Raw genomic sequence first — 21912 nt, 5'->3', positions numbered from 1 at the left:
TGTTGTTTTTCCATCACGCGAACGGGGGAGTTACCGGACCACCCCGGTCTGCACCCCGGCGATGAAGCCGCGGTACATTCGCGATCATGCAACGACCCAGAACCTCTCGCCTCCCCTCGCGCACCGCCGCGATCCTTCTTGCGTCGGGCGCCGCGACTCACGCGCTCGCGCAGCCAGCGCCCACCAACGGGCCCCTCGCCCTCGACGCCGGGTGGCACGCCCTCACCGGCGCCACGCTCGTCCCCGAGCCGGGCCGCACCATCGAGAACGCCACGATCGTCATCCGTGACGGAGTGATCGTCTCGGTGCGCGCCGGCGGCGCCGTCCCCGACGGCGCACGCGAGTGGAAGTGCGACGGGCTCACCATCTACCCCGGGCTCGTCGAGGCGCACCTGCCTGTCGACGCGCCGGCGCCCGACAGGAACGCGCCGGGTCGTCACTGGAACGACAAGGTCCTCCCGCAACGCTCGGCGCTGCAAGGCGTCGGCGTCGACGCGCGCACGCGCGAGGCGCTGCGCCGTCTGGGCTTCACCACAGCCGCGATCGTCCCCAAGGGCGGCGTGTTCCGGGGGACCGGCGCCGTCGTCTCCCTCTCAGACGATCCGGCGATGGGCGAGTCCTCCCGCCAGGCGCTCGTCGATCACGCCTTCGACACCGTCGCGCTCGAATCCTCGGGCTGGGGCGCGCGCACCTACCCCGGGTCGCAGATGGGCGCGATCGCCCTTATCCGCCAGACACTGCTCGACGCGCAGTGGCGCGACGCCGACCTCACGCACTTCTCCAAAGACACCGGCTCTCGCACGCGCCCCGCCCCGGCCGACGCGCTCGACGCGCTGGTCCGCGGCATGAAAGAAAGCCGGCCCCTCTTCTTCCCTGTCAACAACGAGCTCGAAGCGCTCCGCGCCCACAAGATCGCGCGAGAGTTCGATCGCAGGGCGATCATCGCCGGCGCCGGCGGCGAGTTCCGCAGACTCGACGCGATCGCCGCCCTCAACACGCCGCTGATCGTCCCCATCAACTTCCCCGACGCGCCGAAGATCTCGTCCCACGCCGATCAGGAAGCGACGGACCTCAACACGCTCCTGTACTGGGATCAGGCGCCGACCAACCCGCGCCGGCTCCTCGACGCCGGGGTGACCTTCGCGCTCACCACCGACCGCCTGCGCAACCGCAACGACTTCCGCAAGAATCTGGCAAGCGCCGTCGAGCGCGGGCTGAGCAAGGACGCCGCCCTCGCGGCGCTCACCGTCACGCCGGCCGAGATCCTGGGAGTCGCCGGCAAGGTCGGACGCATCGCGCCGGGCTACCACGCCAACCTCGTCGTCGTCGACGGCGACCTGTTCGACACGAAGTCGACCCTCCGCGATGTCTGGGTCGACGGGCGTCGCCACGAGATCAACGCCGCCAAGGCCGAGAGCATCGACGCCGAGTGGGTGATGTCCCGCGCCGGCGAGGCCGTCATCTCCCTGACGCTCTCCGACGACGCGAAGAAGGGCAAGTTCACGGCGAAAGCGCCCATCCCGGGCATGAAGCCCGTCGACGGCACGGCGCGCAACATCACGCGGCGCGAGAACCGCGTCAGCTTCCTCCTCGACCTCGACATGCGCGAGGAGAAACTCTCGAAGACCGACCCCGACGTCCGCACCGTGGTCGTCGACGGCGTCGTCGAGGGCGACACCATGCACCTGCGCATGGACTCGATGCCCCTCCCGATGACGCTCACGCGCGTCCCGGGCGAGGCCAAGGACCCCGCGGCGAAAAAGAACGCCGAGCCCAAGAAGGGCGTCGCCGACGACATGCCCTCCTTCGGATACCCCTTCGGCGCCTACGCCATGCCCGAGGTCCCGGCGCAGCGCGATGTGCTGCTCACGGGCGCGACGATCTGGACCTCCGGGCCCGCGGGCGTCATCGAGAACGGTTCGCTGCTCGTGCGCAACGGCAAGATCGTCGGCGTCGGACGCGGCGACGATCGCGCGTTCCGCAACATCCCCTCCGGCGTCGAACGCATCGAGGTCAAGGGCAAGCACATCACGCCCGGGCTCATCGACGCGCACTCCCACACCGGCATCAGCGGCGGGGTGAACGAGGGCACGCACTCCGCGACCTCCGAGGTGCGCATCGCCGATGTCATCGACCCCGACGCGATCAACTTTTACCGCCAGATGGCCGGCGGCCTGACCGCCGCCAACCAGCTCCACGGCTCGGCAAACACCATCGGGGGGCAGAACTCCATCGTGAAGCTGCGCTGGGGCGCCAGACACCCCGACGACATGCTGATCCAGGGCGCCAAGCCCGGAATCAAGTTCGCGCTGGGCGAGAACGTGAAGCAGTCGAACTGGGAGAGCGACCGCACCCGCTACCCCCAGACGCGCATGGGCGTCGAGACCTACCTGCGCGATAAGTTCCACGCGGCCCGCGACTACGCCGCGCGGCGCAGCGCGAACACGGGCCTCCCCGTCCGGCGCGACCTCCAGCTCGACGCGCTCGTCGAGATCCTCGAGGGCGACCGGCTCGTGCACTGCCACTCCTACCGGCAGGACGAGATCTTCATGCTGGCGAAGGTCGCGAAGGACTTCGGCTTCAGGATCGGCACCTTCCAGCATGTGCTCGAGGGCTACAAGGTCGCCGAGGCGATCAAGGAATCCGCGATCGGCGCGTCGGCGTTCAGCGACTGGTGGGCCTTCAAGATGGAGGTCATCGACGCGATCCCCGAGAACGGCGCGATCATGCACGAGGTCGGCGTGAACGTGTCCTTCAACTCCGACAACGACGAGCTGGCGCGCCGCATGAACATCGAGGCCGCCAAGGCCGTGAAGTACGGCGGCGTCGCCCCGGCCGAGGCCCTGAAGTTCGTCACCATCAACCCGGCGATCCAGCTCGGCATCGACAAGATCACCGGCTCGCTCGAAGCCGGCAAGGACGCCGATTTCGTCGTCTGGTCGGGCGACCCGCTCTCGACCTTCTCGCGATGCGAAGCGACCTGGATCGACGGGCGCGAGTACTTCTCGCTCGCGAAGGACCGCGAGACCCGCCAGCGCGACGCGCAGCTCCGCGACCGGCTGCTCCAGCGCATCCTCGCCGAGAACGCGAAGAAGCCCGCCGCCGAGAAGAAGGACGACGACGCGCCCGAGAAACAGGACGAGCCCGCTCTCGACCTGGTCTACGACCAGCGCACGCTCGACCTGCTGCGCGAGACCTACCTCTCCATCATCCGCTCCGGCGGCGACCCCACCGCCCATCGCTGCGGCGAGTGCGGCGTGCTCGACCTCCACGCCGGCCACAATCACTGATCCGCCCCGCCACCACGCGAGAGAACCCATGAACACCACTGCACTCCTCAAGACCACGGCGGCGGCGCTCCTCGGCGCGGGCCTCGCGCTCGCCTCCGTCGCTTCGGCGCAGGACCTCACCTTCAAGGCCCCGCCTCAGGCGACGACCGTCGTCCTCACCAACGCGACCCTCCACACCGTCTCGGGCCCCGTGATCGAGAACGGTTTCGTCCTGATCAAACAGGGAATCATCGACGACTTCGGCACGATGCGCGAGCTCAACGCGCGACCGCGCACGCGTGAGGCGTGGACCGTGCACGACATGAAGGGGCTGCATGTCTACCCGGGAATGGTCGCCGCGAACACCACGATGGGGCTGACCGAGGTCAGCTCGGTCCGCGCGACCGTCGATACCAACGAGACCGGGGGCGTCACGCCCGAGGTCCGCGCCGCCGTCGCCGTCAACCCCGACACCTGGCACCTGCCCGTCGCACGCTCCAACGGCGTGCTGACCTTCGGCGTGCTGCCCCAGGGCGGGCCCGTGCCGGGACGGATGAGCGTCATCCGCGCCGACGGCTGGACATGGCAGGACCTGAGCATCGAGACCGACGCCGGGCTGGTCATCAACTGGCCCAACGTGCGCCCGACCACCGCGTGGTGGATGAACCGCAGCGAGGAAGACCAGCTCAAGGAGTCCCGCGAGGCGGTCCGGCGCATCGACGAGCTCTTCAACCAGGCCGACGCCTATTTCGCCGCGCGCAAGGCCGACGCGACGACGCCCTTCTCGCTCCGCTTCGAGTCGCTCGCGGGGGTGCTGAACGGGGAACGCACCGTCTACATCAGCGCGCAGGAACTCGACCAGATCCGGTCCGCGATCGCGTGGGGCTCCGGGCGCAACCTGAAGATGGTCATCCTCGGCGGGCGCGACGCGCACCTCTGCACGGACCTGCTGAAACGCCACGATGTCGGCGTGATCATCACCGGCACGCACCGCATGCCACGCCGGAGCGACGCCGCCTTCGACGAGGCGTTCACGCTCCCCGGCGCCCTCGAGGAAGCCGGCGTGCGCTGGTGCCTCGCGACGACCGGGGGCAGCAGCAACGAGCGCAACCTGCCCTACCACGCCGCCAGCGCCGTCGCCTACGGCCTCTCGCCCGATGTCGCGCTGCGCAGCATCACGCTCTCCGCCGCCGAACTGCTGGGCGTTGGCGACCGCGTCGGCTCGATCGACAAGGGCAAGGCCGCGACGCTCATCGTCACCGACGGCAACCCGATGGAGATGTCGACGCAGGTCCGGCGCGCGTTCGTCGACGGGCGCGAGATCGACCTCTCAAACAAGCAGACCGTGCTCGCCGAGAAGTACCGCGAGAAATACCGCCAGCTCGGGCTCACGCCGCGGAAAGACTGAGAACGAGAACGCCCCACGAACCCCCAGCGCGGGCGGTCATCGGCCGCCCGCGCTGTCGTTGTGCTCGGTGCGGGCTGCCTCGCGCACGAACCAGCGCATCGCCCAGCGGTAGAGCCCGGCGCTGCACTCCACCACCAGAGCGCCAAGCAGACCCGCCGCCAGGAACGAACCGGGCATCGGCCCCCCGGCGTCGAAGAGCAGCAGCAACGCGATCTGCGGCACGCCCACGCCCGCCGTCACGATCGCCGTCGTTCGGACGATCGAACGCGAGCCGAGCAACGCGCCGAACCAGCGCCCGTCGGAGCTCGCGAGCGCCGCCACCACGAGCGCGATCCAGAACACGGGGCTCTCGACCACGCCCAGCCAGTCGACGCGCGACGACGCGAGGGCCGCCAACGCCGGGACAACCGCGCCCAGCGCGATCGCGCGGCCGAGTCGACGCGCCCTCCGGCGCCTCGCCAGCGCCCCGCCCGACGCGACGACGAGACTCATCGCCAGCACGCCCACGACCAGCGCGCCCGAGCGCCGGTCGGGCAGCAGCCACACGCACGCGACCAGCGCCGGCAGGAGCCCCGCCGCCCCGGCGAGCAACGCGCTCGATCGCTCCCGGCGCGGCGCGACCCGCGCGCGCTCGGGCAGCGGCGCGAGCCAACCGACACCCGCGGCGCACGCGAGGGCCGCACGCGCGCCGAACTCGGCGCTCGTGAGCACCGTCAGACAGACATACGCGAACACCGACGCGAGCAGGAACGAACCGATGCCCCCCGCGATCCATTCGCGAGAATTCGCCGCCCTTTCACGAGCGCGGGCGCGACTTTGCCACCCAGCCAGCGGCGAGATCGCGAGCGCGCCCGCCGCGAAGATCGCGAGCAGCGCGTTGATCCAGCCGGCCCGCTCGGCCCGTGCGATGACCAGCGCGTCGCGCAGGGGGTCGACCTGCGCCATGACCTCTCGCGCGTATTCGTCGATCGCGACCCCGGTGACGCCGGTCGCGCGAAGCACCGCCACCTCTCGCTCGGCGCTGATCGCGCGCTCCTCGAACGCGAGCCGCTCGGCGCGCCCGCCCGTCCAGAGCGATTCCGCGAGATCCGGCGCGACGCGCGCCAGCACCGTGTCTCCCAGCAGGGCGCCGGCGAGCAACCCGCCCAGGATCGCCGCCCCGATCGCGCCGCCCGGCGCCCTTGCGCCCCGGAATAGGGCCGCGAATGCCCCCCCTCCGGCGAGCGCGAGCGCCACCACGACCATCAACGCGATCGCGTGCGATTCGGAGAGCGCCTCGAGCATGGCGCACTTTAGGGCAATGGGCAATGGGCAATGGGCAATGGGCAATGGGCAATGGGCAATGGGCAATGGGCAATGGGCAATGGGCAATGGGCAATGGGATTTGATCTTCCCCCCCTCCCGCTCGCGGGAGGGGGCAGGGGGAGGGAGCGCTGACAGGTGCGCCTGCACGCACCCTGACTCTCGCTCGTGGCACGGCTGCGCCGCACCACGCCGCCCGATTCCCGCTTTCTGCGGTATCCTCCCCCCGTGCTCACTCTCGCCGACGCGTGGCTCCACGATCTCGACCCCGTGCTTTTCCAGATCGCCGGGACTCTGGCCGTGCGCTGGTACGGGCTCGCGTACATCGCGGGGTTCATCCTCGGGTGGCTTCTGCTGCGAGTGCTCTCTCGCCGCGCCGTGATCGCGCTCTCGCCCACGCAGGTCACCGACCTCATGCTCGCGATGATCCTGGGCGTGCTCGTCGGGGGGCGACTCGGGTACGTCGCGTTCTACGACCCGTCGCTGCTCGTGCGCTTCTCGTCCTCGCCTCCGTGGTGGGGCCTGCTCGCGATCAATCAGGGCGGCATGGCCAGTCACGGGGGCATCGCGGGCGTCATCGTCGCGACGCTGCTCTTTTCCCGCCGCGCCAAGCTGCCCTGGCTCCACACGCTCGACGCCGTCGCTTTCGTCGCGCCCATCGGGCTCTTCCTCGGGCGCGTCGCGAACTTCGTCAACGGCGAGCTGCTCGGGCGCATCGTCGCCGGCCCGGGCGAGCCTGGGCCCCGATGGAGCGTGCGCTACCCCCAAGAACTCTTCACGCGCCACGCGCCCGTCCTCACCGACGAGCAGGAGAACACGCTGCTCGATCTCGCCGAGCCGTTCCGTATGGCGGGCGAGACTTCCTACAACGCCGCCTTCGAGCGCATGATTCACGCCCTCCAGCGCGGCGGTACGCACGCGCAGAACCTCGCGAAAGAGCTCCCGGGCGTCCTCAGCGCCCGACACCCCTCGCAGCTCTACCAGGCGCTCGCCGAGGGCGTCATCCTCTTCGCGGCGCTCGCGATCGTCTGGGCGCGCCCTCGCAAGCCGGGCGTGGTTGGGTGCTGGTTCCTGATCGTCTACGGCGTCGGTCGCATCGTCACCGAGTTCTGGCGACTCCCCGACGACCAGTTCGCCGTGCAGCGCTTCGCCGGGCTCTCGCGCGGGCAGTGGCTCAGCGTCGCGATGGTCGTGGCCGGGGCGGCGGCGCTTCCCTTTGTCTCACGGCGCGCCGTCGCGCTCGCCGGCGGGTGGCGCAGGCCTTCCGCGAAAAGAACAACCGCGACGGGGTGACCGTCGCGGTGGGGATTCGAATGAGTTGTCACCCGGCCGCGATCCGGGTCAGGTCAGGGGCTTCAGGAGACGGCGCTGTCGAGCGCTGCCTTGAAGTCCTCTTTGCGGGTCAGGCCGACGAACTTCTTCTGGACCTCGCCGTTCTTGAACAGGATGATGGTGGGGATCGCGGAGATCCCGAACTTCACGCTGACATCGCGGTTCGAGTCGGTGTCGACCTTCCCGACCTTGACCTTGCCGGAGTATTCCTCGGCAAGCTCGTGGATCGTGGGAGCGAGCATACGACATGGCATGCACCACTCGGCCCAGAAATCGACGAGCACGGGCTGGTCGGACTGGAGGACTTCGTTCTCGAAGTTGGAGTCGGTGAACTCGCGGACATTCTCGCCGGCCATGGTGGTGTCTCCTCTGGGCTCGTCCGGACCCCGGACGGGGCGACGGGCGCCCCTCAGCGGTCTGAGCGGTGCATGATAGAGCGTGTCGCACGACCTGACGAGCCGTCCCCACCAGGCCCGGGAGCCCGCGATCACGCCCCCGGATTCGCCCCCGGACTCGCCGGGCCTGCCCGTTGACCCGGCGCGTTGCCGGGGCGGAGCAGGCCCGGGAGCAGGCGCTCCGCGATCTGGATCGCGTTGAGCGCCGCGCCCTTGCGGATCTGATCGCCGCAGAGCCACAACGTGAACTCCGTGGAGGTCCCGTCGTCCGCGCTCCCGCGCCCCGGCCTGGCCCGACGGACCCGCCCCACCAGCACCTCGTCCCGGCCAGTCGCCTCCAGCGGCGTCGGGAACGCGCCGACGCTCGGGTCGTCCACGAGGCGCACGCCCTCCCCGGCGCGCAGCGCCGCGCGCAGATCCTCCACGCGCGCGGGTCTGCCGAGCCGCAGCGTCACCGACTCGCTGTGCGCGCGCAGCACCGGCACGCGGACGCAGGTGGGCGTGATCGGCGCCGCGTGCGACAGACCCCACACCTTCCCCGTCTCCTCGATCATCTTCCGCTCTTCGGCGTTCATCCCCGTGTCCGGCTCGATCTCCGACTCGTGGATGAAGCAGTTGAACAGCGTCTGCTCCGGGAAGACGCTTCGCACCAGCGGGCTTTCTCGTGCGAACGCGCGCGCCTGCTCCTCCAGTTCGAGCAGCCCGGGCAGCCCGGCGCCCGAGACCGCCTGATAGGTCGACACCACGAGATCCTCGATCCCGAACTCGCGCCGGATCGGTTCGATCCCCACGAGCAGCAGGATCGTCGAGCAGTTCGGGTTCGCGACGAGGCGATGACCACGTCCGTCCAGAACGCTCCCGTTGACCTCGGGGATCACCAGCGGGATGTCGGGGGCCATTCGGAACGCCGACGAGTTATCGACGCACACGACGCCGGCCCGCGCCGCGGGTGGCGCGAACTCGCGCGAAACCGCCGACGACGCAGCGAAGATCGCCGCGTCGGCCCGCGCGATCGCGTCGTGCGAGAGCGCGGAGACGCGCAGCGCGCCGTCGGCGTACGCCACTTCGGAACCCGCGGAGCGATCCGAGGCGAGCGCGACGACTCGTTCCGCCGGGTGACCCCGCTCAGCGAGGATCGACAGCGCCTCTCGGCCCACGGCGCCCGTCGCGCCGACGACCGCGATGATCGGTGCGTTGTGCTCGCTCATACAACACCCCCCGCCCCGGCTGCAACCTCTTCCGGCGCGCCTGCGCGAACGAGCTCCAGCACATCCGCGACGACCGACTCCGCCGTCGGCCAGCGACCAGCCCCGCGACCGGCGACGGTGGTGACGGCGCCAGATTCCCACCCGACGACCGCCGCGTTGCGCTCGAGGCGGACCGCGTGCAAGGGATCGTCAGGACCAACCTCGCGCAGCGTCACCCAGGCGCGTGCGCGACCGCCCGAAAGATCCAGCTCTGCGACCTGCCGGAGCACCCTCCCCTCGCGTGCCGCGTTCGTCGCCAACGCCGCCGACTCGCTGGTCAAGGCCTCCACACGGACATCGCCCAGCGCCAGGTCGTCGCGCCCGAGACTGTGTGCGAGGACGACGAGCTTGTCCGCCGCGTCCAGCCCCGCCAGGTCGCGGCCGGGGTCGGCCTCCGCGAAGCCCAGTCGCTGCGCCTCGCGCACCGCGTCGTCGAACGGAGCGCCGGCGGCCACTCGCTCCAGAATAAAGTTACATGTCCCGTTCAGAACACCACGCACGCGGCGCGGCGCATCGCCGGGGCGACTTCGCAGGTGCTCGAGCAGCGGCATGCTCCCCCCGACGGACGCCGAGAACTTCAGCCCGGCGCCGCTGGCGCTCGCGAGCGCTCCGAGTTCCTCGCCGTGGCTCGCGATGAGCGCCTTGTTGGCCGTCACCACGCTCGCGCCTGTCGTGAGCGCCGCGCGGACCGCGTCCAGCGCGGCGCCCGTCCCGCCGATCAGCTCGACCACGATGTCGGCGCCGCACCGCGCCGCGTCGACCGGATCGGTCGTGAACAGATCGTCGGGAATCCCAGCGCACGCGTGCTTGCCGGGGTCACGCACCGCGACACGCACGATCTCGACCTCCGGCAGGCGTCGCAGCGACTCGAAGACCCCGGCGCCGACGACGCCAAGCCCCAGCAACGCAAGACGGACTTGCCGCGTGCGTTCCGGCGCGCTCTCGAGCAGCCCGAGGTCACCGACGCGCGTCGGTCGCGAGCCATTGAGTTTGCCGAGCTCGAACGCAAGGCGCCTGGACTTCGCGAACTCGATCGCCTTGTGCTGGATGATCGAGCCGTCGCGCGCCAGCGCGTCGTCCCACGACGCCGCGTCGTAGCGCGCCGGCGCCGGGCCCGGCGCGTTGGGGTCGGTGTCGTAGAGCCCGTCGACATCCTTGACGAGCCGGCAGCGCTCGGCGTCCAGCGCGTCGGCGAGCACGAGCGCCGTGAGGTCCGACCCGCCGCGCCCCAGCAGCATCCACCTGCCCTCTTCGTCGGTCGCGACATACCCAGGGCACACCACCACGCGCCCGGCGTCGAGCAGTCGCCGGATCGGCGCCGTGTCGAGGCCTATCGGGGTCGCGTCGAGCGCCGCGCCGTGTGCGCGAAGCCCGATCGCCCCGGGGTTCACCACCGCGCCGTCGATGCCGGCGCGCTCGAGGAAAAGCCCGAACTGGGCCGCAGAATGCAGCTCTCCCCCGGCGACGGCGGCGGCGATAGCGTGGTCGCACGCTCCATCGCCCCGGCGCAGCGCGGCGCGCAGGCGCGCATCGGTCTCGCCATCGATCGCGGACACCACCGCGACCACCGACCAGCCCTCGCGCTTCCAGCGATACACCTCGTGCGCCGCCCTCGCAAGCGACGCCTCATCGGGAAGCACCGATCCGCCGAACTTGAGCACGATCAGGCGACGCTGACGCATGACGCCCCCCTTTCGCCGCTGACCACGACCCTTTCACGCGCCGACGCACGCAGCGCCGACAGCAGATCGCTCTGGATCGACGCGAGGCCCTCCAGACCGACCGAGATCCGCAGCAGACCGTCGGTCAAACCCGCGGCGATCCGCTGCTCGCGCGGCACATCCGCGTGCGTCATCGTGCCGGGGTGCGTTACGAGCGTCTCGACCGAACCGACATGCTCCACAACGCTGCACAGGCGCAGCGAACGCAGGAACCCCGCGACATCCACGCGTTCGGTGTCCAGCTCGAGCGAAACCACGCCCCCGTGCAGCCCGCCCGTGTGCTGGGAGGAAGCGATGCGCGCCGCGTCGCCGCCCGAGAGCGACGGGTGGTACACGCGAACAACGCCCTCGACGCCGGTCAGCCACGACGCGAGCTCGACCGCTGTGCGGCACTGGCGTTCCAGACGCAGGGGCAAGGTCTTGAGCCCCTGCAGCGTGAGCCACGCGTTCTGGGGCGACTGGATGCCCCCCGTGCACTTGCGGATGAAGCGGATGCGCTCCAGCAACGATTCGTCCCTCGCGACGAGCGCGCCACCCAGCGCCGCGGAGTGCCCGTCGATGAACTTGGTCGTCGAGTACACGGAGACATCAGCGCCGAGATCGAGCGGGCGCTGGATCACGCCGGTCAGGAAGGTGTTGTCGACCGCGAGCAGTACGCCGTGCTCCTTCGCGATGCTCGCGACGGCTCGGATGTCGGTCAGCTCGAGCGTCGGGTTCGCGGGTGTCTCGACGAAGATCAGCCGGGTCTGGGGCGTGATCGCGGCTCGAACCCGCTCGGGGTCGGTCGCGTCGACGAAGGTGGTTCGCACGCCCAGATCGGCGAGGGTCTGGCGCAGCAGGCGCGTGGTGCCCCCGTAGACCTTGTCGCCGCAGACGCAGTGATCGCCCGCCCTGAGGACGCTGAGAAACAGCGCGAACTCGGCGCCGAGGCCCGTGCCGAAGCACGCGCCGGGCGGGGCGTCCTCGATCGCCCCCAGCGCCGCCTCGAGCGCCGAGACGGTGGGATTGGACACGCGTGAATAGGCGTGCCCGGGCCCGCCCCCGAGCCCGGCCTGCCGGTAGGTCGTGCTCTGGACGATGGGGGTGAGGAGCGGATCGCCCGCGCCTGGTGCGGCGGCGCCGTGCGCGCACAGGGCGAAGACATCGTGAGGTACGGAACGCGCGTGAACAGCCATGCCAAGAATCCTCTTCTTGACATCAAGAACGCGCAGGTGTGGCGTGGGATGGCAGCGACAACACTGCCCGCATTTTTGACGAATCCCGCTGGGCGGTTTCGTCCGCATCGCTCCCCACGTCAGGGCTGGCCCGGCACCGCGGCAGACTGTGCTGCTCGGTTGCCGCCCCGGGCCGAAGGCACTCCGGGGACTCTTGATGCTGCGAGGACAATACCGCCCGATCCGTCGTCGTCAAGCGGGGCCGGTCACGGGACGCGCGCCAGCGAGGAGCGCGTCGGCGAGACGCAGCGCACGACGGTGCGCCGCGACCTCGTGCACGCGAAAGAGCGTTGCGCCCGACAGGCGCATCGCCACGGCGAGCGCGACCGAGCCGTCGTCGCGCTTCACGGGGTCGTTCTCGACGAGGAGCTTCCCGATGAAACTCTTGCGGCTCACGGCGCACACCACCGGCGGTCCGATCGACGCCAGCTCCCCGGTCGCGCGCACCAGCGCGAGACACTGCTCGACGGTCTTGCCGAAACCGATCCCGGGATCGATCGCGACGCGTTCAGGGGCGATGCCCGCGGATATCGCCGCGTGAAGTCGCTCGCGCAGGAAGTCGGAGACCGCGCCGGCGACGCCCCCGGCATGGTCCTCGTAGCGAGGCGCGCCCGGCTGGCCCGATTCGCCGTAGCGATGCGAGTACGCGTCTTCGTCCATCCGGCGCAGGCGGTGCATGAGCACGATCCCGGCGGCGCGCGCCGCCGCGAGCGGGAGCATCTCGGGATCGTCCCGCCCGGCGGACTGGTCGTTGATCGCGTCGGCCCCCTCGTCGAGCGCGGCGCGCGCGACCTGCGCGCTCGTCGTGTCCACGCTGATGGGCGCCTCGATCCCCGCGGCGCGTGCCGCGCGGATCACGGGGATCACGCGCCGGGCCTGCTCGTTGGCGGGCACCGGCGTCGCGCCGGGACGGGTGGACTCGCCCCCGATGTCGAGCATGTCGGCGCCCTGCGCGAGCATGCGCAGCGCTTCGTCGGCGGCGTGGGACGCGTCGCGGTAGCGCCCGCCGTCGGAGAAGGAATCGGGCGTCGCGTTGATGATCGCCATGATCCGCGAACGCTCGAGCGGGAGCGTCCGGCCGTTCGCGAGCGTCCACGCGCGCGTGGCTTCAGTCACCTTCAGCGCCCCCGGCGCCCCCGGAGCCCCCGGAGCCCCCGGCCTCCCGCTCAGCGAGGAGCTCGTCGAGGCGCAGTCGCGCGTCGCGGATATGGGGGATCGTGATCGTCCCCCCCACCACCAGCGCGACATTCAGCGCGTCGATGATCTCGTCTTCCTTCCAGCCGAGCTTCAGACTGGTCTCGAGGTGGTAGGTGACGCACGCGTCGCAGCGGAGGACCGCCGACGCGACCAGGCCGAGAAGCTCCTTGGTCTTCGCGTCGAGGGCGCCGTCGCGATACGCGGCCGAGTCGAGCGCCAGGTAGCGCTTGATCCCGAGGTGGTCGGTGTCGAGGAGCCGCTCCATGCCCTTCGTGCGATGGGCGCGGAATTCGGCGAGGGGTTCGCGTGATGCCATGCGATCAGCGTAGGCGAGTGCGACGGGGCGGCGCACGCCTCCCCCCGCTCACACGCCGGTGGGCGCTGGCTTGGGGGCGTCCTTGACGGGTGTCTGTGGCGGGGGCGCGGCGTGGCGGACCGGAGGCGCCCCGGCACGCGCCGCCTGGAGCAGCGCGGCCTCCTGCTCGATGCGCTGGCGGTGCGCGATCTTGATCGCGGTGACAATGATGAAAGACGCGAAGACCAGCGCGATGACATAGACATCGCGACCGCGGCCCATGCTGATCGCCACGCCGAGGAGCGCGAAGGCCGACCCGATCGCGTACAGGATCAGCACCGCGCCCTTGACACCCATCGCCCGCTTCAGCTGGTGGTGCAGGTGCTGGTCGTCGGCGGCGGACAGCGGCTTTCCAGCCATCTTTCGACGGATGATCGCCAGCGTGGTGTCGATGATCGGAACCGCGTAGATGATCAGCCCGGCGACCACCAGCGGCGTTCGGCCTGTGTCGCCGAGCGTCAGGATGACCACGATGGTGATGAAGCCAAGCAGCATCGACCCGCAGTCCCCGAGGAATATCACCGCCGGGTTGAAGTTGTGGGGCAGGAAGCCCAGGCACGCGCCGAGGGTGGCCATGATGATGACCAGCCGGGCGGCGTCGAGGGGGCCATCGCGACTCTCTGCCAGTGCGAGGGCGATGAACAGCAGGCCGGTCATCGCGATCGCCGTCACCCCGGTCAGCAGGCCGTCGAGCCCGTCGAGCAGGTTGCTCGCGTTGCAGGCGCCCAGGACGAACAGGGCGATGATCGCGGTGCCCGCCCAGTAGACGAGGTCGATCTGCTGGTGCTGTTCGACGAGGGGGAGCCAGTCGGGGATCGTGAAATCCCACGTCAGGGTGCGGTTGCCGAGCATCGCCCCGATGGGCGCCAGCACGCCGCGGGCCACCTTCACGCCGACATCGTCCATCGCCAGCATCGCGGCCGCCAGAAGCTGCCCGCCGATCTTGAGTCGTGGGTCGATCGCGGCGACGTCGTCGATGAGCCCGATGATCGCGATGATCGTGAGCCCGGCGAGGATCGAGAGCGGGACGGGGTTGGCCCCCGAAACGTGAAACTCGAGCCACGGCCCGGGGAAGGTGCTCGCGACATAGCTGAAGGCGATCGCGGAAAGGATGCCGAGATAGACGGCCACGCCGCCCATGTAGGCAACGGGGGCCTTGTGGATCTTGCGAGGGTCGGAGGGCCTGTCGATCACCCCGTTGGCGACGGCGATGCGGCGCATGATGGGGGTCACGAGGACCGCTACGAGAAAGGCGATGACGAAGACCGGGACATAGTTGTGGAAGATGTCGAGCTTGGTGAACGGCTCGAGCGTGCTGGCCTGTTCGGCCAGACCAATATCGCCCTCGCGCAGGAGCGCGTCTGCCGAGGCGCCTGGCCTCGCGAGCAACTGGTCTGACCACGGCTCGGACACTTGGACCTCCGCGCACGACGCGCGCCCGGGCTCGGGCGGGGCGTGCGAATCAGGATCACGCCTTGGTAGAGGCGGTCTCGCTGTACTGGTGAGCGATGCGGAAATTGCGACGGTAGTAGCCGCCGGCCGACGCGCGCACGCCGTTGACGACGACGCCGAGGTGCTTGGCGGAAGCGTCCTGGAGCTGGGACGAAACGCGCGCGATAAGTCCGCGCGACTCCTGATACGTGCGCACGATGAGCGCCGAGCAGTCGGCCTTGCCCGCGAGGATCACGGCGTCGCCCGCGACGACCATGGGGGCCGAGTCGAGGATGATGACGTCGTACTTGGATCGCGCCTCGGCGAGGAGCGTGGACATGCGATCCGAGTTGAGGCGCTCGAAGACCCGGGCCGCGCGCGTGCCGGCGGCGAGGAAATCCAGCGCGGAATCCCCGGTCGTGCGCTGCAGGGCCGCGTCGAGCGTCTTCTCGCCCGACAGCACGTCGCTGAGCCCGGGCGCGTCGGCGAGACCGAGGAACTGGTGGAGGCGGGGCTTGCGCAGGTTCGCGTCGATGACGAGGGTGCGCTCGCCCATCGCCGCGTAGCTGTGCGCCAGGGCGGCGCCGACGCTCGACGCGCCGGAGCCGGGCATCGCGCCCACGACGAGCATCGCGAAACCGCCCTGCTGCTGGGGCCTCGCCTTCGCGATGGACGCCCTGAGCTGGCGGACCTGCTCCGCGATGACGCCCTCGGGCCTGTCGCGCACCGCGGTGTCGACCGAGGTCGGGCGCGAGGGGTCCTCGCCCACGTCGGCGATGACGCCCAGGAGGCGGGCGCGCGGGATCATCTGCACGTCGGCCGGCATGCGCACGCGCTGCTCGAGCAGCTCGCGCAGGACGATGAGGCCGGAGACCAGGCCGACGACGAGGAAGGTGACGAGCGGGACGATGATGATGATTCTGGGGAACGACGGCTTGTCAGGCGCGGTGGCGCGCTGCACGAGCTGGATGCGAGACGCAACCGACTGACGCTGCATCAGCGCCTGGACGTTGTCGAGCTGGGCGCTGAGGTCGACCTCCTGACCGGCCAGACGCTCGGCGTCGGCTTTCAGCGTCTCGAACTCGGCCTGAGTCCGGGTGACTTCCTGCATACGCAGCAGCGCGGTGGCGCGGTTGGCGTCCGCCTCGCGGAGCGTCGCGTCGATCGACGCGATGGTCATCCGGGAGCTCTCGATCGCGTTGTTGAAGAGCTCGGCGAGGAGTCGCTGCTCCTCGGCGTCTCGCTCGATCTCGGTCCCGCGGATCGCGTTCTCGATCTGGCGGATCTGGTAGTGGTTCGGGCCGAAGCGCTCACGCATGGTCCGCAGGGTGGCGCGCATGCCGGCGAGCTGCTGGTTGTACGCGGCGATGTGGGGGTGCATCTGCACCTGAGAGCGGATCTCGTCGGGGTACACGATGCCCTCGGGCGACGATCGCATGTCTTCGTAGTTCTTCAGGCGGTCGCCGAACATCTCGCGGCTGTTGCGCAGCTCGGCGATCTGAATCGAGAGCGACTGCACGGTGGTCGCGGCGTCGGTAAGACGCATGTCGAGCGACTCCATCCGGTTATCGCCCAGGAGCCGCTGCATCTGCTGCTCCTTGTTGCGCCGTTCGATCTGCACGCTGCGCCGGCGAGCGGTGATCGACTGGAGTGTGTCCTCCACGCGCTCGTTGCTGCGCGTGATCACGCGGTTCTGGAAGATATCGGCCGCTGTGTTGACGATCGTGGCCGCGTCGGTGCGGTTCCCCGCCGTGAAGCTCATCTGGATGTACGCGGTCTCGGGGATGACTCGCGCACGCAGCCGGCTCTTGATCGTGTCGGTGGCCTCGACGAGGTCGAAGCTCCCGCCCCGCTCGAAGGACTTCGCGAACTCGGTCTGGTTGCGAAGCGTGGGGTGGACCGCGAGCTGGGCGCGCAGCGCGTCGCCGAGCATGTCGGCGACCAGCGTCTGCATGAACAGGTTCAGCTCCTGCACGCCGGCTGTTCCGCCGGCGCCGGCGGAGCTGACGCCCGTCTGCGCGGCGTCCTCGATCGGGGGCTTGGCCTCGAAGATGGTGTGCGCGGTAAACCGCGGGAAAAACATCGCGAGGGGGAAGTAGGCGATCACGCCCAGGATCACGCCGGCCATCATCGACGCCGCCAGGTGGAGCTTGTAGCGCTTCAGCAGGCGGATCGGGTCGATCGTCGCGCCGAACGCGGCGGACGACGGCGGGGGTGACGTCGGCCCCTGCTGGGGACGCGCTGGCGTCATCGGCGGTGCTTGCGTGGCGCTGGTGGACATCTCGGTGAACTCCTCAGGAACCTGTCATCGCCCGGTCGGGCTGGCGGCGGATGTAGCCCCTCGAAGGCGTCGGGACTTTGACGGTGGTGCGGCTCGCGCCGGGGCGAGCGAACTTGGGGACTGGGGTTTCGGGTCGTGGGTCGGGGGTCTCGGGTCGGGTAGTGCTCACTGGCCTCCCGAGACGATGCGCCGTGCGTCGGCGATCTCTTCTCGGTAGAGCTGGCTGGCGCCGGGGGTCGATTCGCCCAGCTGCACGGCGAGGCGCGCGTTGCGCGACGCCGCGGCGGTGTCGCCCAGACGCTGCTTGACCATCGCGATGTGCGCGTGGATCGGGACACGCTCCAGATCCGTCGTCGCCGCGTCGAGCGCACGCGCGAAGGTCGCGTCGGCCTGCGCGTTGCGCCCGAGCTGCATGTAGATCAGGCCCAGCGTGTCGAGCACGTTCGCGTTGAACGGGGCCAGCTCCGACGCCTTCGTCGCGTAGGGCAGCGCGCCCTGGGGCTGGTTCAGGTGCTTCGCGATCGTGTACGCCAGGTTGTTGTTCAGCTCGATGTCGTCGGGAACGAAACGCAGGCCGGAGCGGTACGCCTCGGCGGCGGCCGGGTAGTCCCCCGAGACGTAGTAGATCTGCCCCCGGATGCGCGCGAGTTCGATCAGCGTCGACGGATCGTCGGTCCGGCTATCGAGCCCGGCGAGCGACTCCAGAGCCGAGGTCGCCTGCGAAGGGTCGTCGGCGCGCAGCATCGCGATCTGGACGATCGCAGCCGGCGTGTTGCCCTGCGCCGTCTGGGGGGGAAGCTGGTCGATGAACGCGAGCATGTCGCGCGTGTTCTCTCCGAACGCGCGCCGTGCCTGCTCGAACCACAGACGGGTCATCCCGGAAGACTCGCCCGTCTGCTGCCACGCCTGCGCGAAGTACTGCAGCGCGGGGCGCTGGTTGCCCGCTGTCGCCTCGATGCGCCCTCGCAGCAGCATCGCGAAGACCTGCTCCTGCGGGTTGGACGGGGAGAACCCGGTCACCGCCTGCGCCGCCTGCTGCACGCGAGGCGGGCGCGACGCGAGGTTCGCGTCGACCAGGCGCGCGAGCGTGGAGGGGTTGGGCGAGATCGCGTGGGCGCGCTCGAAGAGCTGGATCGCCCGGGCGCTGTCGCCCGACGAGAGCATCGCGTCGCCCGCCATGGTGAACCACTGGGGGGCCTGGTCGCCGCGCTCGGTGACCGCCTGCTGGATCGCCCCGAGCATCTGGTCCGGGCGCCCGTGCTCGCCCAGGATGCGGATGTACTCGTAGCGGATCATGTCGTTGTCCGGGCGCGTGCGCACGGCCTGGGCGAGCTCGTCGATCGCCTCGTTGACGCGCCCGCGGCGCAGGAAGAGCTGCGAGAGCATGCGCCGCACGGTCAGGTTGTCGGGCTGGAGCTGGGACGCCTGCCGGAGGTCGCGCAGGACGGCGGCGAACTGGCTGTCGTCCGCGAAGCCGAGTTGCGCACGCTTGATGAAAGCGAGCGCGCTGCGCGGGTCGGTCTCGATCGCCCGGTCGAGCAGGCGGCGCGCCTCGAGGGGCTGCTGCTTATCGAGCGCGATCTGGGCGCGCAGGAGCATGGTCTGCACATCGGGGGTCGACGACGCGGACTCGATCTGCGTGAGCAGGCGCTCCGCGTCGTCCAGCTTGCCGGTGCGCATGTGCGCCTCGACGAGACGCTTCGCGACGACTGCGTCGCGATCTGCGCCGGAGTCGATGACCCGGCGGTAGGACTCGACGGCTCGGTCGAAGTCGCCGACGCTGAAGAAGTAATCGCCCAGACGCCGGTCGACGGGCATGAGCTCGCCCTGCGTGGGCCTGGCGCGCTCGAGCGCCGCGATGGCCTCGGTGGGGAGCTGACGCTCGAAGAGGAAGTCGGAGAGCGCCACGAAGCCGGCGCCGCGCTGCGTCTCGGGCAGGCGCTGGATCTCGCGCTCGATCAGCTCGGCGGCGTCTCGGACGCTGCCGGTGGCGGCGACGAGGCGGGCCTCGACGAGGGCGAGGGGGAGGTCGGGGGTGTTCCCGGCGCCGCGCATCTCGCGGAGGATCTGCCCGGCCTGATCGCGCATGCCCTCGCGGATGAAGAGCCGCGCGAGGGCGAGGTTGTTGGCGCGATCGCCGGGATCGCCGGCGCGTCGGCGCAGGCGCTGATCGACCGCGAAGCGCGCGTCGCCGATCTGCTCCTCGAGTTCGAGCCGCGCGGTGTTCACGCCGCCGTCGGCGTTGCGCAGCAGCGAGGCGCGCCGGGCGAGGGTGAGGGCCTCTCCGTCGCGCTTGAGCGAGCGGAGCGCGTTGATGTAGGCGTTGATCGTCGGCATGTCGTCGGGCTTGATCGACAGGGCGCGATCGAACGAACGCATCGACTCATCGATGCGCCCCGACTCGAGCTGGGCCTGCGCCAGCAGGCGCCAGGCGGGGATATTGAACTCCGACTCACGGGTGATGCGGTCGAGCGTCGCGGCGGCCTGCTCGGACTTGCCCTGAGCGAGCTCGAGGCGGGCCTGGTAGAGCTGGCCGCGCACGCCGTCGGCGTCGGTGGTCGCGGCGCGCTGCGTGAGCTGCTGCGCGGTCGCGAAGTCGCGCTTCGTCAAGGACCTGACGAACATCATCTCGAGAAGCATCGGGTTCTCGGGGTCGATGGCGCGGGCGGCGGCGAGCTCCTGCTCGAGCTCGGCCTCGCGGTTGAGCCCCATGAACACGCCGGCGCGTGCGAGCGCGCGGTCGATCGGGGGCAGCTCGAGCGACTCGACCATCTGCAGGCGCGCCTGCACCGGGTCGTCGAACATCAGGAGCGCCTCGACCTGGCGGAACTGCCCGCCCTCGGGGAATCGCTTGAGTGCCTCGCGCGCCATGGCCAGCGCGTTGTCCTTGCGACCGGCCTGCGTCTCGATCGTGATCTGCTCGAGGTACAGGCGCGGGTCGTTGGGGAACTGCGCGATGCCGGCCTGGATGTATTCGGCGGCCTTGTCCAGATCGGCGTTCGCGCCGGTGCGCATGCGCAGCGACGCGTTCAGGACGTTCATGACCGGGTCGTCGGTCGCCAGCCCGGCGCCCTCGAGCACGCTGATCATCTGCTTGGCGCGATCGATGACCTCGTTGCCCGGGACGAGCTTCTCGGCCGCGAGGATCAGCTCCTGGGCCTCCGCCTTGTTGCCGGCGCGCAGCTCGAGGTTGAGCAGCTTGAACAGCGCCTGCACGTTGGTCGGCTCCATCTCGTAGAGGCGCCGGTACTGCTGGGCGGCGGCGCCGATCTTGTCCTGCGCCTCGAGGGCGCGACCGAGCATGTTCAGGATCTCCGGGTCGGAGCCGCCCGTCAGGCGACGGAGCTGGCTGAGCGCGTCGACCGCGTCGTCGAGCCGGCGCTCGGCGAAGGCGATCTGCGCGTTGACGCGGAGCATCGCGGCGCTATCGGCAGCGACGCGCGACGCGAGCTGATCGCGGAAGCGCTTGACGCGCTCCATCGCGGGCTCCTTGTCGGCGCCGGACGCCTGCGCCCACAGCGACAGCGCGCTCTCGGCCTGCGAGCGGATGGCGCCCAGGCGCAGCTCGCGCAGGATCAGCCCCTCGATGCTGATGGGCATGTTGGGCGTCTCGACGACCTGCCCGAAGACGCCGATGGCCTCTTCGTGGCGACCCATCGAGGCGAGCGTGCGCCCCTTCTCCATCAGCAGCGGCGCGATGAACCCGCCCTCGCTGAGCAGCCGGTCGACCAGGTCCAGCCAGCGCTGATAGGCCTCGCGCGTGCCCAGGATCGTCGTCGCGCGGCTGAACTGCGCGAGGAACGTGTCGTCCATCGCGCCGGAGGGGTTGGCGGTCGCGATCGCCGCGGTCGACGCGAGCGAGGCCTCGAGGTTCTGAATCAGCTCGCGCTGCGCGCTGGCGTCGACGCCGCGCTGCGCGCCAAGCTCGGCGAGCATGATCGCCTCGCGCAGCACCGGCTGGGGCGAATTGGGGAAACGGCGCTTGACGTCGGCGATGGCTTCCATCGCTTCGCGCCAGCGCACCGCGCCCTCCTGGGGACGCCCGGAGCGGGTCAGCAGCATCGCGTCGCCCGAGATCAGCTCGACCCGCCCCAGCGCGGTTTCGAGGTCGGTGGGGTCCGCGCGGAACGCGCGATCGAGGTCCTCGCGGGCGCGGGTGCGCTCGCGCTGGTCGACCGCGTCGAGCGTCCGGAAGCGGTACATGCTCGCCAGGCCTCGGTAGCGGAGCAGGCTCTGCGCCTCGGGCAGGGTCATGTCGAGCTGCTCGTAGCGCGGGGAGAGATTCTCGATGAACGTGCCCCAGCCCTCGGCGCCGGCGCCGGCGAGTCTCATCTGCCGGTAGTAGATGTCCACGAAATCGCGCTGCGCCTGGGGATCGGTGTCGAGCACCGTCGCGATCTGGCGCAGGCCGCCGAGGTAGTCGCGCTGGTACATCGTGCGGTAGTCGGTGTCCGACTCGGGCGTCGACTTCGCGACCGCCTCGACCCACTTGCGCAGGTACGCGACGTTGAAGGGCTCTTTGTTGACCGCCTTCGCGTAGCTCTTCGCGGCCTCGGTGTAGTTGCCCTCGGCGCTCCAGCGATCGCCTCGCTTCAGGTGGTCGTCCGCGGACTTGAAGACCACCAGCGCGCCGAGCACGCCCACGCCCACAGCGAGCACGAGCAGCACGGCGGAGAGGATCACGATGAACTTGGTGTTGACCTTCGATGCCATCGAGCGGTGTCCCGAAGAGTGTGCCAAAGCGTGAGTGCGAGAGAGCG

Annotated in this window: 13 protein-coding genes; 3 read left to right on the top strand and 10 right to left on the bottom strand. The window is 70.2% G+C overall.

Annotated features, from left to right (window positions below; genetic code table 11):
* Positions 1-86: 86 nt before the first annotated feature.
* Both KF684_06860 and KF684_06855 read left to right on the top strand, forming a co-directional pair.
* On the top strand, positions 87-3290 hold the full coding sequence (locus KF684_06860; GenBank protein ID MBX3352638.1) for an amidohydrolase family protein: 3204 nt from the start codon (positions 87-89) through the stop codon (positions 3288-3290).
* Positions 3291-3318: 28 nt separating this feature from the next.
* A complete protein-coding gene (locus tag KF684_06855) occupies positions 3319-4677 on the top strand; it encodes an amidohydrolase family protein (protein ID MBX3352637.1) in 1359 nt (452 codons plus the stop codon).
* A 36-nt stretch (positions 4678-4713) separates the two neighbouring features.
* On the opposite strand, the gene KF684_06850 is transcribed toward KF684_06855, so the two are convergent.
* Entirely contained in the window at positions 4714-5961 is a 1248-nt protein-coding gene (locus KF684_06850; GenBank protein MBX3352636.1) for a hypothetical protein, read from the bottom strand.
* 246 nt (positions 5962-6207) lie between these two features.
* Here KF684_06850 and lgt point away from each other — a divergent pair, with 246 nt between their 5' ends.
* On the top strand, positions 6208-7272 hold the full coding sequence (gene lgt / locus KF684_06845) for a prolipoprotein diacylglyceryl transferase (GenBank protein MBX3352635.1): 1065 nt from the start codon (positions 6208-6210) through the stop codon (positions 7270-7272).
* Between the two features lie 62 nt (positions 7273-7334).
* Here lgt and trxA read toward each other — a convergent pair whose 3' ends face one another.
* The 9 genes from trxA to KF684_06800 form a co-directional block, all read right to left on the bottom strand.
* Complete coding sequence (gene trxA / locus KF684_06840) at positions 7335-7667, bottom strand: thioredoxin (protein ID MBX3352634.1); 333 nt, start codon at positions 7665-7667, stop codon at positions 7335-7337.
* 131 nt (positions 7668-7798) lie between these two features.
* The gene (locus KF684_06835) at positions 7799-8914 is read right to left on the bottom strand and encodes an aspartate-semialdehyde dehydrogenase (GenBank protein ID MBX3352633.1); all 1116 of its coding nucleotides are present in this window, start codon (positions 8912-8914) and stop codon (positions 7799-7801) included.
* A complete protein-coding gene (locus tag KF684_06830) occupies positions 8911-10635 on the bottom strand; it encodes a homoserine dehydrogenase (GenBank protein ID MBX3352632.1) in 1725 nt (574 codons plus the stop codon). Before KF684_06830 ends, KF684_06835 begins: the two co-directional genes overlap by 4 nt.
* Positions 10617-11849: an aminotransferase class I/II-fold pyridoxal phosphate-dependent enzyme gene (locus tag KF684_06825; GenBank protein ID MBX3352631.1), complete on the bottom strand. Its 1233-nt coding sequence runs from the start codon at positions 11847-11849 to the stop codon at positions 10617-10619. The genes KF684_06830 and KF684_06825 overlap by 19 nt, the downstream gene beginning before the upstream one ends.
* A gap of 231 nt (positions 11850-12080) precedes the next feature.
* Positions 12081-12935: a dihydropteroate synthase gene (gene folP / locus KF684_06820; protein ID MBX3352630.1), complete on the bottom strand. Its 855-nt coding sequence runs from the start codon at positions 12933-12935 to the stop codon at positions 12081-12083.
* A 61-nt stretch (positions 12936-12996) separates the two neighbouring features.
* Positions 12997-13401, bottom strand: a complete 405-nt coding sequence (locus KF684_06815) for a carboxymuconolactone decarboxylase family protein (GenBank protein ID MBX3352629.1) — start codon at positions 13399-13401, stop codon at positions 12997-12999.
* Positions 13402-13449: 48 nt separating this feature from the next.
* Positions 13450-14853: an undecaprenyl/decaprenyl-phosphate alpha-N-acetylglucosaminyl 1-phosphate transferase gene (locus tag KF684_06810; GenBank protein MBX3352628.1), complete on the bottom strand. Its 1404-nt coding sequence runs from the start codon at positions 14851-14853 to the stop codon at positions 13450-13452.
* Between the two features lie 55 nt (positions 14854-14908).
* Complete coding sequence (locus tag KF684_06805) at positions 14909-17152, bottom strand: polysaccharide biosynthesis tyrosine autokinase (GenBank protein ID MBX3352627.1); 2244 nt, start codon at positions 17150-17152, stop codon at positions 14909-14911.
* A gap of 165 nt (positions 17153-17317) precedes the next feature.
* The gene (locus tag KF684_06800) at positions 17318-21865 is read right to left on the bottom strand and encodes a tetratricopeptide repeat protein (GenBank protein MBX3352626.1); all 4548 of its coding nucleotides are present in this window, start codon (positions 21863-21865) and stop codon (positions 17318-17320) included.
* Positions 21866-21912 lie beyond the last annotated feature (47 nt).

The organism is Phycisphaeraceae bacterium (assembly GCA_019636675.1).
Taxonomy (GTDB): Bacteria; Planctomycetota; Phycisphaerae; order Phycisphaerales; family UBA1924; genus JAHBXC01.
The sequence above is the reverse complement of the archived record's forward strand: the minus strand, read 5'-3'. Positions and strand labels throughout refer to the sequence as shown.

Bases quoted from the DNA above. Each gene is read 5' to 3' on its own strand.
- KF684_06835 (MBX3352633.1), bottom strand. From the start codon at position 8,914: ATGAGCGAGCACAACGCACCGATCATCGCGGTCGTCGGCGCGACGGGC.
- KF684_06825 (MBX3352631.1), bottom strand. From the start codon at position 11,849: ATGGCTGTTCACGCGCGTTCCGTACCTCACGATGTCTTCGCCCTGTGC.
- trxA (MBX3352634.1), bottom strand. From the start codon at position 7,667: ATGGCCGGCGAGAATGTCCGCGAGTTCACCGACTCCAACTTCGAGAAC.
- KF684_06850 (MBX3352636.1), bottom strand. From the start codon at position 5,961: ATGCTCGAGGCGCTCTCCGAATCGCACGCGATCGCGTTGATGGTCGTG.
- folP (MBX3352630.1), bottom strand. From the start codon at position 12,935: ATGGCGATCATCAACGCGACGCCCGATTCCTTCTCCGACGGCGGGCGC.
- KF684_06815 (MBX3352629.1), bottom strand. From the start codon at position 13,401: ATGGCATCACGCGAACCCCTCGCCGAATTCCGCGCCCATCGCACGAAG.
- KF684_06830 (MBX3352632.1), bottom strand. From the start codon at position 10,635: ATGCGTCAGCGTCGCCTGATCGTGCTCAAGTTCGGCGGATCGGTGCTT.
- KF684_06855 (MBX3352637.1), top strand. From the start codon at position 3,319: ATGAACACCACTGCACTCCTCAAGACCACGGCGGCGGCGCTCCTCGGC.
- KF684_06800 (MBX3352626.1), bottom strand. From the start codon at position 21,865: ATGGCATCGAAGGTCAACACCAAGTTCATCGTGATCCTCTCCGCCGTG.
- KF684_06805 (MBX3352627.1), bottom strand. From the start codon at position 17,152: ATGTCCACCAGCGCCACGCAAGCACCGCCGATGACGCCAGCGCGTCCC.
- KF684_06860 (MBX3352638.1), top strand. From the start codon at position 87: ATGCAACGACCCAGAACCTCTCGCCTCCCCTCGCGCACCGCCGCGATC.